10 protein-coding genes are annotated in these 12,960 nt (G+C 70.0%); 5 read left to right on the plus strand and 5 right to left on the minus strand.

Annotation, left to right across the window (positions count from 1 at the left end):
* Positions 1-2: 2 nt before the first annotated feature.
* The 4 genes from pheA to gyrA form a co-directional block, all read right to left on the minus strand.
* A complete protein-coding gene (gene pheA, locus CCR79_RS03265; RefSeq protein ID WP_201168662.1) occupies positions 3-1,091 on the minus strand; it encodes a prephenate dehydratase in 1,089 nt (362 codons plus the stop codon).
* Between the two features lie 9 nt (positions 1,092-1,100).
* Positions 1,101-2,270 (minus strand): phosphoglycerate dehydrogenase, encoded by a 1,170-nt coding sequence (locus CCR79_RS03270; protein ID WP_201168665.1) that lies wholly within the window; start codon positions 2,268-2,270, stop codon positions 1,101-1,103.
* Between the two features lie 5 nt (positions 2,271-2,275).
* Entirely contained in the window at positions 2,276-3,355 is a 1,080-nt protein-coding gene (gene serC, locus CCR79_RS03275; RefSeq protein WP_201168667.1) for a 3-phosphoserine/phosphohydroxythreonine transaminase, read from the minus strand.
* 74 nt (positions 3,356-3,429) lie between these two features.
* Positions 3,430-5,991: a DNA gyrase subunit A gene (gyrA, locus tag CCR79_RS03280; RefSeq protein ID WP_201168669.1), complete on the minus strand. Its 2,562-nt coding sequence runs from the start codon at positions 5,989-5,991 to the stop codon at positions 3,430-3,432.
* An 81-nt stretch (positions 5,992-6,072) separates the two neighbouring features.
* On the opposite strand from gyrA, the gene CCR79_RS03285 reads away from it, so the two are divergent.
* Complete coding sequence (locus tag CCR79_RS03285; RefSeq protein ID WP_201168672.1) at positions 6,073-7,800, plus strand: potassium/proton antiporter; 1,728 nt, start codon at positions 6,073-6,075, stop codon at positions 7,798-7,800.
* Between the two features lie 269 nt (positions 7,801-8,069).
* Here CCR79_RS03285 and mtnA read toward each other — a convergent pair whose 3' ends face one another.
* Positions 8,070-9,134, minus strand: coding sequence for an S-methyl-5-thioribose-1-phosphate isomerase (gene mtnA / locus CCR79_RS03290; RefSeq protein WP_201168675.1), 1,065 nt, complete (start codon positions 9,132-9,134; stop codon positions 8,070-8,072).
* 38 nt (positions 9,135-9,172) lie between these two features.
* Here mtnA and CCR79_RS03295 point away from each other — a divergent pair, with 38 nt between their 5' ends.
* The 4 genes from CCR79_RS03295 to CCR79_RS03310 are packed head-to-tail and all read left to right on the plus strand — an operon-like array spanning position 9,173 to position 12,812.
* Positions 9,173-10,498 (plus strand): TRZ/ATZ family hydrolase, encoded by a 1,326-nt coding sequence (locus CCR79_RS03295; RefSeq protein ID WP_201168678.1) that lies wholly within the window; start codon positions 9,173-9,175, stop codon positions 10,496-10,498.
* A gap of 26 nt (positions 10,499-10,524) precedes the next feature.
* A complete protein-coding gene (gene ubiG / locus CCR79_RS03300) occupies positions 10,525-11,259 on the plus strand; it encodes a bifunctional 2-polyprenyl-6-hydroxyphenol methylase/3-demethylubiquinol 3-O-methyltransferase UbiG (RefSeq protein ID WP_201168681.1) in 735 nt (244 codons plus the stop codon).
* Positions 11,259-11,951, plus strand: a complete 693-nt coding sequence (locus CCR79_RS03305; protein ID WP_201168684.1) for an HAD family hydrolase — start codon at positions 11,259-11,261, stop codon at positions 11,949-11,951. The genes ubiG and CCR79_RS03305 overlap by 1 nt, the downstream gene beginning before the upstream one ends.
* A gap of 9 nt (positions 11,952-11,960) precedes the next feature.
* Positions 11,961-12,812, plus strand: coding sequence for a squalene/phytoene synthase family protein (locus CCR79_RS03310; protein WP_201168687.1), 852 nt, complete (start codon positions 11,961-11,963; stop codon positions 12,810-12,812).
* Positions 12,813-12,960 lie beyond the last annotated feature (148 nt).

A 12,960-nucleotide genomic window follows, 5' to 3' on the forward strand; every position in this document is an offset into this window, starting at 1 on the left:
GATCAGATCGCCCTTGGATAGGAGCCGAGAACACGGAAGAGGCTGGCACGCTGGCGCATCTCCTCCAGGGGGCCGCGCAGGTGCTCGTCCTCGGCGTGCCCGAGGATGTCGATGAAGAACACGTACTCCCACACCCCCTGCTGGCGCGCCGGACGCGACTCGATCCGGGTCATGTCGATGCCGTTGCGCGCCAGCGGCTCAAGGAGCTGGAAGAGCAGCCCGGAGCGGTTGGCGCTGGAGACCACCAGCGAGGTCTTGTCGTGACCACTCGGCGGCGGGGACTGGTAGCCGAGAACCAGAAAGCGGGTGGTGTTGCCGTGGTAGTCCTCGATGCGCTCCTGGAGCAGCGGCACGCCGTAGCGCTCCGCCGCCGCCTCGCTGGCGATGGCCGCGGCGTTGGGCTCCAGGGCCGCCAGCCGGGCCGCCTCGGCGGTGCTGGAGACCGGATGGCGCTCGGCCTGCGGCAAATGGGTCTCGAGCCAGGCGCGGCACTGCGAGAGCCCCTGCTGGTGCGAGTAGACCCGCTCGACCGAGGTCAGCCCACCGGCGTGGCTGGCCAGGGCGTGGTGGATGCGCAGCTCCACCTCGCCAACGATGGCCAGCTCCGAGTCCAGGAAGCGGTCCAGGGTGTGGCTAACCACCCCCTCGGAGGAGTTCTCCACGGGGACCACGCCGTAGTGCGCCGCCCCCGATTCCACCTCGCGGAATACGCCGCCGATGGTGGCCTGAGGCGACATGCCGGCATCGTGGCCGAAGTGCTTGCTGGCCGCCTCTTCGGTGAAGGTGCCCTGCGGGCCGAGGAAGGCGACGGTCAGCGGCTGCTGCAGCGCCCGGCACGCGGACATGACCTCGCGGAAGAGGACCGTGACCTGCTCACGGGTCAGCGGCCCCCGGTTGCGCTCGACGAGCCGCCGCAGGATCTCCGCCTCCCGCTCAGGCCGGTAGACCTTGAGCGCTTCACCGCGGCGGGCCTTGGCGCGGGCCACCTCCTCAGCCAGGCGAGCCCGCTCGCTGACCAGCTCGAGGATCTGGTCGTCGATCCCGTCGATCCGTTGCCGCAGCGCGGCCAGGTCGTCATTGTCGACGGACATCGCTCCCCCTCAGCGGATCACGCGGACCTTCAGAACCCCCTCGATGCCGCGCAGTTCCTCGGCCACCGCTTCCGGCACCTCGCCCTCGACGTCCACCAGGGTGTAGGCTAGGCGTTCCTGCGCCTTGTTGAACATGTCGTCGATGTTCAGACCGTGCTGCGCCAGCAGACTGGAGATCTGACCGAGCATGTTCGGCACGTTGGCGTTGACCACGCACAGGCGGTCGCCCTTGCCGCTGCGCGGCATGCTCATGTCCGGGAAGTTGACCGCGTTGCGCACGTTGCCGGTCTCCAGGTAATCGCGCACCTGATCGGCCACCATGATGGCGCAGTTCTCCTGGGCCTCGTGGGTCGATGCCCCGAGGTGCGGCAGCGTCACCGCCCGCGGATGGTCCTTGACGGCATTGCTGGGGAAGTCGCTGACGTAGGCGTGCAGACGCTCCTCGTTGAGTGCCTCGAGCACGTCGCCCTCATCCACCACCTCGGCGCGCGAGAAGTTGAGCAGCGTAGCCCCCTGGCGGGCCTGGGCCAGGCGCGAGGCATTGATCAGCCCCCGGGTGGCGTCGATCAGCGGCACGTGGATGGTGATCATGTCCGAGCGCGCCATGACATCGCCCACACTGTGCGCCGCCTCGACCCCGGAGTCCAGGGCCCAGGCGGCATCCACGGTGATCTGCGGGTCGAAACCGACGACCTTCATGCCCAGGGCCCGGGCGGTATTGGCCACCTGGACGCCGATGGCGCCGAGGCCAACCACGCCCAGGGTGCGCCCGGGCAGCTCAAAGCCGACGAAGCGCTTCTTGTTGGCCTCCATGGCCTCATGCAGCTCGGCGTCGCTGCCCTGCAGGCCCCGGGCATACTCCCAGGCCGGACAGATGTTGCGCGCGGCCAGGAACAACCCGGCGATGACCAGCTCCTTAACCGCGTTGGCGTTGGCACCCGGGGCATTGAACACCGGCACGCCGCGCTCGGTCATGTCCCCGACCGGGATGTTGTTGACGCCCGCCCCGGCGCGGCCGATGGCCACCACGGAATCGGGAACCTCCTGGCCGTGCAGGTCGGCGGAACGGACCAGGATGGCGTCCGGGTGCGCGATGTCCGAGGAGGTCTCGAAACGCTCGCGGGGCAGCCGGTCCAGGCCCTTCACCGAGATGTTGTTCAGCGTGAGGATGCGGTACATGGGATTCACCCGTTTCGCCTCTCGAAGTCGGCCATGAACTCGATCAGCCGGTCGACACCGGCTTCGGGCATGGCGTTGTAGATCGAGGCCCGCATGCCACCCACCGAGCGGTGCCCCTTGAGGGTGGTCAGACCGGCCGCCTCGGCCTCCTCGAGGAAGGTCTTGTCGAGGCTGTCGTCGGCGAGCACGAAGGGTACGTTCATCCACGAGCGCGCCTGCGGGTCCACCGGGTTGCTGTAAAAGCCGGAACCGTCGATGGCGTCGTAGAGCTTCTGCGCCTTGCGGTGGTTGATCTCGGCCATCGCCTCGAGCCCGCCGAGCTCCTTGAGCCACTGGAAGACCAGCCCGGCAATGTAGAGCGGATAGGTGGCCGGCGTATTGAGCATGGAGTCGGCGTCGACCTGCTGCTTGTAGTCCCAGACCGTGGGGGTCTGCGGCATCGCCTGGCCGATCAGGTCCTCGCGGACGATGACCAGGGTCACGCCGGCCGGGCCGATGTTCTTCTGCGCCCCGGCGTAGATCAGGCCGTAGCGGCTGACGTCGATGGGCCGCGACAGCAGCGTCGAGGACATGTCGGCGACCAGCGGCTTGTCCCCGACGTCCGGCAGCCAGTGGAACTCCACGCCGCTGATCGTCTCGTTGGGGGTGAAGTGGACGTAGGCGGCGTCGTCGGAAAGCTGCCACTGCGACTGCGGCGGGATGTGCATCATGTCCGGCTCGCCGGAGGCGGCGACGTTAACGTCGCAGAACTTCTTCGCCTCGGCGATGGCCTTCTTGGACCACTGCCCGGTGTAGATGTAGTCGGCGCGCTGCCCGCCACGGAGCAGGTTCATCGGAATGGCCGAGAACTGGCCAGTAGCACCGCCCTGGAGAAAGAGCACCTTATAGTTGTCCGGGATCTGCAGCAGTTCCCGCAGGTCGGCCTCGGCCTTCTCGGCGATGGAGACGTACGCCTTGCCACGGTGGCTCATCTCCATGACCGACATGCCGGTGCCGTGCCAGTCGAGCATCTCGTCGGCGGCCTGGCGCATCACCGCCTCGGGGAGCATGGCCGGACCGGCGCTGAAGTTGAAGACTCTACTCATGCGGTGATCCTCGGTTGCGAAACACGAATTCCCGGGGCCCCGGGCGGCGCTGCCGCCCGGCGGCCCGCGACTCCCTAGGCCTCGGGCGCCTCCGGCGCCTCCGTCTCGGCCAGCCCCTCGACCCGCTCGAGGCCGACCAGCTGCTCATCCTCGTCGAGGCTGATGAGTTTCACCCCCTGGGTGTTGCGCCCGACCCGCGAGACATCGGCCACCGGGGTGCGCACCAGCGTACCGCTGCGGCTGACCAGCATGATCTCGTCGTCCTCGGCGGCCTGCACGGCACCGACCACCCGGCCGTTGCGCTCGGTGGTGCGGATGCAGATCACGCCCATGCCGCCCCGACCCCGCCGCGGGTAGTCGGCCACCGGGGTGCGCTTGCCGTAGCCGTGCTCGGTGGCGGTGAGGATATCCCCCTCGCCGAGGATCAGCAGCGCGATCACCCGCTGGCCGGATTCCAGGCGGATGCCGCGCACGCCGCCGGCGGTCCGGCCCATGGCACGAACATCCGACTCGTGGAAGCGCAGCGCCTTGCCCGCGTCGGAGAGCAGCATCACCTCGCGATCGCCGTTGGTGATCTCGGCATCCACCAGGGTGTCGTCACCGCGCAGCTCCAGGGCGATGATGCCGCTGGAGCGCGGCCGCGAGAAGTGCGACAGGGGCGTCTTTTTGACCGTGCCGTTGCGCGTGGCCATGAAGACGAAGTGGTTCTCGTCGAACTCGCGCACGGGGACGACGGCGTTGATGCGCTCATCCTCCTCAAGGGGCAACAGGTTGACCATCGGCCGCCCGCGCGAGGTGCGGCTGCCCTGCGGCAGCTCGTAGACCTTGCGCCAGTAGCACTTGCCGGTGCTCGAGAAGCACAGCAGCGTGTCGTGGGTGTTGGCGATGAACAGCTTGTCGATGAAGTCCTCGTTCTTCATCGCGGTGGCGCTCTTGCCCCGGCCGCCGCGGCGCTGCGCGCGGTAGCCGTCCAGCGGCTGCGCCTTGACGTAGCCGTGGTGCGAGAGCGTGACCACCATGTCCTCCTCGCTGATCAGATCCTCCAGCGAGAGCTCGGCGGTATCCTCGCGGATCTCGGTCTTGCGCTCGTCGCCGTACTGATCCCGGATCGCCACCAGTTCCTCGCGGATGACCTCCATCAGCCGCTCGCCGCTGTCGAGGATGTGGATCAGCTCGGCGATCCGCTCGAGGAGGTTGCTGTACTCCTCGACGATCTTGTCCTGCTCCATGGCCGTCAGGCGGTGCAGGCGCAGGTCGAGGATCGCCTGGGCCTGCGCCTCGGAGAGGCGGTAGATGCCCGAGTCGGCATCGAGACCGAAGTGATCGGCCAGCTCCTCCGGGCGCGTGGCGGCGGCCCCGGCGCGCTCGAGCATCTCGGTAACCACCCCGGGGCGCCAGTCCCGGGCGACCAGCTCGGCCTTGGCCTCCGCCGGCCCCGAAGAGCCCTTGATCAGCGCGATGACCTCGTCGATGTTGGCCAGGGCGACCGCCAGCCCCTCGAGCACGTGGGCGCGCTCGCGGGCCTTGCGCAGCTCGTAGATGGTGCGCCGGGTGACCACCTCGCGGCGGTGACGGATGAATGCTTCGAGCACCTGCCGGAGGTTGAGCGTACGCGGCTGGCCCTCGTGCAGCGCCACCATGTTGATGCCGAAGACCGTCTGCATCTGCGTGTGGCGATAGAGGTTGTTGAGCACGATCTCACCGGCCTCGCCGCGCTTGAGCTCGAGGACGATGCGGATGCCTTCCTTGTCCGATTCATCGCGCAGCTCGGAGATGCCCTCGAGGCGGCGCTCCTTGACCAGCTCGGCGATCTTCTCGACCAGCCGCGCCTTGTTGACCTGATAGGGCAATTCGGTGACCACGATGCGCTCGCGGTCCGCGGTCATCTCCTCGACCTCGGCACGGGCGCGCAGGACCATGCGCCCACGACCGGTGCGGAAGGCCTGATGGATGCCGGCGGTACCGAAGATGATGCCGCCGGTGGGTAGGTCCGGGGCCGGAACATACTCGATGAGCGACTCGACGGGCAGCTCCGGGTCGTCGACCAGGGCCACGCAGGCGTCGATCACCTCGCGCAGGTTGTGCGGCGGGATGTTGGTGGCCATGCCCACGGCGATGCCGGAGCCGCCGTTGATGAGCAGGTTGGGCAGACGCGTCGGCAGCACGTGGGGCTCTTGCTCGGAGCCGTCGTAGTTGTCGACGAAGTCCACCGTCTCCTTGTCGATGTCGGCGAGCAGCTCGTGCGCCAGGCGCGCCATGCGCACCTCGGTGTAGCGCATCGCTGCCGGCGAGTCGCCGTCGATGGAGCCGAAGTTGCCCTGGCCGTCCACCAGCCGGTAGCGCATGCTGAAGGTCTGGGCCAGGCGCACAATGGTGTCGTAGACCGCGGCATCACCGTGGGGGTGGTACTTACCGATGACGTCACCGACCACACGCGCCGACTTCTTATACGGCTTGTTGTAGTCGTTGCCCAGTTCGCGCATGGCGTAGAGGACACGCCGGTGCACGGGCTTGAGGCCGTCGCGGACATCGGGAAGGGCACGCCCGACGATTACGCTCATGGCGTAATCGAGGTACGACTGCCGCATCTCGTCTTCGAGGTTTACAGGGAGGATCTCGCGGGCAACGCCGGTCATGCGCTCTTCTCAAGACTCTCCAGGGGAAAAGGTCGATGGTACCATACCGCCGCCCAACCGGGAGCGCAGGGAGCCGTCCGCTTGGACCTGACCAATCAACTTATCCTGTTCGGCGCCGCACTGCTGCTGGTGAGCATCCTCGCCAGCGTGGTCTCGGACCGCGTCGGCGCCCCGATGCTGCTGGTCTTCCTGGCCATCGGCATGCTCCTCGGTGAAGAGGGGCTGTTCGGGATCGACTTCGACGACATTCAGGCCGCCCATCTGATCGGCAGCCTGGCGCTGGCCATCATCCTCTTCGACGGCGGCCTGCGCACCCAGGCCTCCACCTTCCGGGTGGCCCTCAAACCGGCGCTCACCCTGGCCACCGTGGGCGTGATCATCACCGCCGGCATCACCGGCGGGGTGCTGGCCTGGGCCTTCGACCTCGACTGGAAACAGGGCCTGCTGATCGGCGCCATCGTCGGCTCCACCGACGCGGCGGCCGTCTTCGGACTGCTCCACGCCCGCGGACTGGAGCTCAAGCAGCGCGTGGCCGCCACGCTGGAGATCGAATCGGGCTCCAACGATCCGATGGCGATCTTTCTGACCATCATGCTGGTCGAGATCCTCGTCCAGCAGCCGGATCTGCTCGCCGCCGCCGCGGCGCTCGAGTTCGTCCAGCAGCTCGGCCTCGGCGCCGCCTTCGGCGCCCTCGGCGGCCTCACCCTGGCCTGGCTGATCAACCGCATCAACCTGACACCCGGGCTCTACCCCCTGCTGGCGCTCGGCGGCGGCCTGGCCATCTTCGGCGGGGCCGCGGTCCTCGGCGGCAGCGGCTTCCTGGCCGTCTACCTGGCCGGGCTGATCGCCGGCAATCGGCGGCTGCAGGCGGCGCAGAACATCCGCCGCTTCCACGACGGTTTCGCTTGGCTGGCGCAGATCACCATGTTCGTGGTGCTCGGGCTGCTGGTCACGCCCTCGGAGCTGCTACCCGTTGCCGCCCAGGGCCTGCTCGCCGCCGCGGTGCTGATCCTGGTCGCCCGCCCCCTGGCGGTCTTCGCCTGCCTGGCCCCCTTCCGGTTCCCCTGGCGCGAGCAACTGTTCATCTCGTGGGTGGGCCTGCGCGGCGCGGTGCCCATCATCCTCGGGCTCTTCCCGCTGCTGGCCGGGATTGAGCAGGCGGAGCTGTTCTTCAACGTGGCCTTCTTCGTGGTGCTGGTCTCGCTGGTGGTTCAGGGCTGGACCATCGCGCCGGCGGCGCGGCTGCTCGGCCTTGAGGTGCCGCCGGACAGTGGCGCCACCCAGCGTCAGGTGATCGACGTCCCGCACCAGACCGACTACGCGTTCATCGCCTACCGGATCACCGAGAGTTCGCCGGCGCTCTACGAGCCGATCAACCGGCTCAACCTGCCGTCATCGGCCCAGCCGGTGGCGCTGTTCCGCGAGGGCGAGGCGCTGCAACACCCAAGGCGCGAGGTGCTGCGCCCGCGGGACTATCTGTACCTGCTGGCCCTGCCCCGGGACATCGCGGATCTGGACCGCCTGTTCGTTGCTCCCAGCGGGCCGGCCTACCTGGCGGAGCAGCGCTTCTTCGGCGAGTTCACGCTGGACGGCTCGGCGCGGCTGGGGGACATCGCCACCGCCTACGGCATCTCCATGCCCAGCGGTGCCCGGCCGGAGCAGTCGCTGAGCGACTATCTGCTGTGGATCTTCAACAACCGGGCGGTGGTCGGTGACCGGGTGCGGATCGACAATCTGCAGTTCACCATCCGGGAGATCCAGGATGGGCGCATCGCCAAGGTGGGCATGCGCATCGGGCAACGGAGCTGAACGGTACCCTGGGCGCCCGCCCCCGAACCGGCCCCGCGTCCGCCGGGGGCTGATCGGGCTCGCCGAACGCGCCCCTGCGGGGTTCCCTGTGCTGCTCGCCCGCGCAGGGCCGCGCGCAAAGGAACGGCGCTGACGCGCCGTTCTGCGCTGCGCGCTGACCAGCGCGAACCGGGAAAGGTTCGCGCTGGCCCCCTGCTTGGGCTGCGCTGCTCGGCGCGTTCGGAATGCGCCCGCTCAGCCCCCGGCGGATGCGGGGCCGCTTTGGCGACTCAGCCAGCGCCCTCGAGCAGGCGGGCCATGCCGTCGGCGTCCGGCTGATGGACCACACCGCGCTCGGTGACGATGACATCCACCAGCTCCGCCGGCGTGACATCGAAGACCGGATTCCAGGCGCCGACCCCCTCGGCCTTCGGCGCGACCCGGTGACCGCCGGCATAGAGGACCTCGCGGGCGTCCCGCGTCTCGATGGGGATCTGCTCGCCGGTGGCCGTCTGCGGATCGATGGTCGAGGTGGGAGCCACCACCATGAATCGCACCCCGTGCTGGCGCGCCGCCAGGGCCACGGCGTAGGTGCCGATCTTGTTGGCCACGTCCCCGTTGGCTGCAATGCGATCGGCACCGACGATCGCCCAGTGCACCTGTCCGGTGCGCATCAGGGCAGCCGCGGCGCCGTCGGCCAGCAGCTCCACCGGGATGCCGTCGGCGGCCAACTCCCAGGCGGTCAACCGAGCCCCCTGCAGCCACGGCCGGGTCTCGTCGGCGAAGACGCGCTCGATTCGGCCATCCGCCCAGGCGGTGCGGATCACGCCCAGCGCCGTGCCCAACCCGCCAGTGGCCAGCGAGCCGGTATTGCAGTGGGTGAGCACCCCGCTGCCCGGCTGGATCAGCCCGGCGCCGGAGCGGCCCATGCGCTGGTTGGCTGCAACATCCTCGGCGTGGATGGCGTGGGCCTCGGCAAGCAGGGCCGACGCCGGATCCTCGTCCTCCGACAGCCGCGAGGCGCAGGTCTCCATGCGCGCCAGGGCCCAGGCGAGGTTGACGGCCGTCGGCCGCGAGCGGCGCAGGGCATCCAGATCCTCGGCCATACCAGCCTGCCACCCGGCGCCGTGGGTTCGCCAAGCCGCAGCACCGGCCAGGGCCGCACCATAGCCGGCGGCCACACCGATCGCCGGCGCGCCACGCACCACCATGTCGGTGATCGCCTGGGCGACGGCCGCAGCGTCGGTGCAGCAGACGTACTGTTCCTGACCGGGCAGCAGACGCTGATCGAGCAGATAGAGCCCCTCGTCGCGCCACTCCAGCGCCCGGACCGTGTCGTGGGAGGCGGTATTCAAGTCGTGGTACCCTCGCTGCAGTAAAAACGGAGCGTATTATGGAACGTGTCGACACTCTGATCCACGCCCGCTGGGTCATCCCGGTCGAGCCGAGCGGCAGCGTGCTCGAGGACCACGGGGTCGCCATCCGCGACGGACGTATCGTAGCCGTCGCCGGCAACGACGAGCTGCGCGGGAGCTACCGGGCGGATACCCAGCACGATCTCGGCGAGCACGTCCTCATCCCCGGGCTGATCAACGCCCATACGCACACCGCGATGACCCTGCTGCGCGGCATGGCCGACGACCTGCCGTTGATGACCTGGCTCACCGAGCACATCTGGCCGGCCGAGCAGCGCTGGGTCAGCGAGGCCTTCGTGCGCGACGGCAGCACCCTGGCGATGGGCGAGATGCTCCGCGGCGGGGTGACCTGCTTTAACGACATGTACTTCTACCCCGAGGTGACCGGCGAGGCCGCCCGTCAGGTGGGCATGCGTGCCCAGCTCGGGATGATCGTCATCGGCGTACCCAGCGGCTACGCGCAGAGCCTGGACGAGTACCTGGAAAAGGGCCTGGCGCTGCACGAGCGTTTCCGCGACGAGCCGCTGGTGCGCACCCTGTTCGCGCCCCACTCGCCCTACACCGTGGATGACGGGTTCCTGGGGCGGATCGGCGAGCACGCCGAGCGCCTGGACGTTCCCGTACACATCCACGTCCAGGAGACCGCGGACGAGGTCCAGCAGAGCCTGCGCGAAACCGGCAAGCGCCCCCTGCAGCGCCTCGAGGAGGTCGGCCTGGTCTCACCGCGGCTGCTCGCCGTGCACGCCACACAGCTCGAGCAGACCGAGATCGAACGCCTGGCCGCCGCCGGCGCGCACGTGCTGCACTGCCCGGAGGCCAACCTGAAACTGGCCAGCGGCTTCTGCCCGGCAGCCGCACTGACCCGCGCCGGTGTCAACGTCGCCCTGGGCACCGACGGTGTGGCCAGCAACAACGACCTCGACCTCATCGGCGAGATGCGCACCGCCGCCCTGCTGGCCAAGGCGGTCTCCGGCGATGCCGCCGCCCTGCCCGCCGAGCAGGCGCTGGCCATGGTGACCATCAACGCCGCGCGCGCCTTCGGCCTGGAGGAGGAGATCGGCTCCATCGAACCCGGCAAGTCGGCGGACCTGACCGCCATCTCGCTGGCCGATCTCAACCAGCACCCGATCTACAACCCCCTCTCGCAGCTGGTCTACGCCGCCAACCGCCAGCACGTCACCGACGTCTGGGTGGCCGGCGAGCCCCGCGTGCGCGACGGGCAGCTGACCACGCTGGACCCGGCCGAGACCATTGCCCGGGCCGAGCAGTGGCGGGAACGGATCGCAGCGGAGCGGGCTCAGTGAGGGCCAACGGTAACGGAGGGCAGCCCATGAACCAGGCCGACCCGGGCAGCGAGCGCAACGAGGACACCCGCGAAACAGCGCAGTTCGATGCCACCGGCGACTGGTGGGAGCCGGACGGCAGCCAGCGGGCCCTGCACGACATCAACCCGGTGCGCCTGGAGTGGCTGGAGGCACGGCTCGACGGGCTGGCCGGCAAGCGCATCCTCGATGTCGGCGCCGGCGGCGGCCTGCTGGCCGAGGCCATGGCGCGCCGCGGCGCCCAGGTACTCGGCATCGACACAGCCCGCCAGGCACTGCAGACCGCCAAGCTGCACGCGCTGGAGGCGGAGATCACCGGCGTCGACTACCGCCAGTGCACGGTGGAAGAACTGGCCGAGGAGGCGCAGCGCGGGGAGGTCGAACCCTTCGACGCCGTGGTCTGCATGGAGATGATCGAACACACCCCGCGCCCGGAGTCGGTGGTGGCCGCCATCGCCACGCTACTGCGCGACGGCGGCGATGCCTGCTTCTCGACCATCAACCGCACCCTGCGTGCCTACGCCCTGGCCATCGTCGGCGCCGAATACATCCTCGGTCTGCTGCCCCGGGGCACGCACCAGCATGAGCGCTTCGTGCGCCCCTCGGAGCTGACCCGCTGGGGGCGCCCCCAAGGGCTGGTACTCCAGGAGGTCACGGGGCTGGGCTACAACCCATTCACCCGCACGGCGTGGCTGAAGCAGGACACCTCGGTGAACTACTTCGCCCACCTGCGCAAGCATTGATGAACACGCGGCGCGGCGTCCTCTTCGATCTCGACGGAACCCTGGTCGACACGGCACCGGATCTGATCGCCTGCGTCCAGGAGCTGCTCGCCGAGGCGGGGCGGCCGCCGGCGCCGACGGGTGCGCTGCAGACCACGGTCTCCCACGGCGCACGGATCATGGTCAGCCACGCCTTCTCGGTACCCCCAAGCGACCCGCACGCGGTGGCCCTCGAGCAGGAGCTGGTCCGGCGCTACCGGGCCCGCATCGCCGATGAGAGCCGGCTCTTCCCGGGCATGGCCGCGGTGCTCGACACCCTCGAGGGGCAGGACATCCCCTGGGGTATCGTGACCAACAAACCGACGCACCTCACCGAACCGCTGCTCGAGCGCCTGGCACTGGACACGCGCGCCGGGGCGGTGGTCTGCGGCGACACGCTGGACCGGGCCAAGCCCCACCCCGACCCGATCCGGCACGCCGCCGCCACGCTGGGCTGCGCCCCCGAGGCGTGCTGGAGCCTGGGCGATGCCCGCCGGGATATCGACGCGGCGGTGGCCGCCGGCGCCCGCGGGCTGGTGGCCCTATTCGGCTATCTGCACGCCGGCGACCGCCCGGCCCTGTGGGGCGCCCACGGGCTGATCCGTCAACCCGCGGAGCTGCTGGGTTGGCTTGAGCCCGAAGCAGGCGCCAGACTCGACCGCTCCGCTGTCTGAAACCGCGCCATGCCCGCACCCGCCATCCCCGACGACCTGCTGGCCCGGACGGCCCCGCCGGGCTCCAGCCTGGACTACGCCCTGCGCCTGGCACCGGAGCAGCAGCGCCGGCCGCTGCAGGCGATTGCGGCGTTCACCAGTGAGATCCGGCGCATCCCGCTGAGCACTCAGGAGCCCGACGTGGCCCGCACCAAGCTGCATTGGTGGCGCACCGAGCTGGCGCGGATCCTCGAAGGGGGCGGCGAGCACCCGCTGGCCGCCCCCCTGGCCGCAGCGGTCCACGATGACCAGCTGCCGGGCGCGGAGCTGCGCGCCGTGCTCGATGAGGCCGACCGCACCCTGGACGGCGACCGGCCCGACACCTTCGCCGAGCAGCGCGAGCTGACCGAGCGCCACGCCGCGGCCCCGCTACGCCTGGCCGCCCGGGTTCTGGTCGGCGACGACTCGGCCACCGGGTACGCGACGGCACTGGGCAGCGCCATCGCATTGACCCGCAGCCTGCGTCTGCAGGGGCTGGCCGCCCGTTACGGCGACAGCGACCTACCCCGGGAGACCCTGCGCGGGGCCGGAGTGCCGGCGGAGGGAGCGCTGCTCCAAGCCGATGGGACGGCCCTGCCCTCGCTGCTCCGGGCGCTGGACGCCCAGGCCGGGGCCATCGAGCCGCTGTTCTCGGCCGCGGGCCGGCGGGCGCCGACGGACCGCGCCGCGGCGCGTGCGTTACGCCCGGTCACGGCGTACGCCGCGCTGCATCAGGCCCTGCTCCTGGAGATCCGTCGCCGCGGGCCGGCGGAGCTGATCCGCGGCCGGCTGACGCTGACGCCGCTGCGCAAGGTGTGGGTCGCCTGGCGGGGGCGGCTGTAGCCTAAGGCGGGCCCCCCGCCGTCGCCCCCTGTTTCAGCCCCCCGTCGCTCCCTGTTTCAGGCCCCCGGGCCGGATCGGCGGACGCGCCCCTGCGGGGTTCCCTGTGCTGCTCGCCCGCGCAGGGCCGCGCGCAAAGGAACGGCGCTGG

Origin of the sequence: Halorhodospira halophila (assembly GCF_016653405.1) — a bacterium.
Classification (GTDB): Bacteria; Pseudomonadota; Gammaproteobacteria; order Nitrococcales; family Halorhodospiraceae; genus Halorhodospira; species Halorhodospira halophila_A.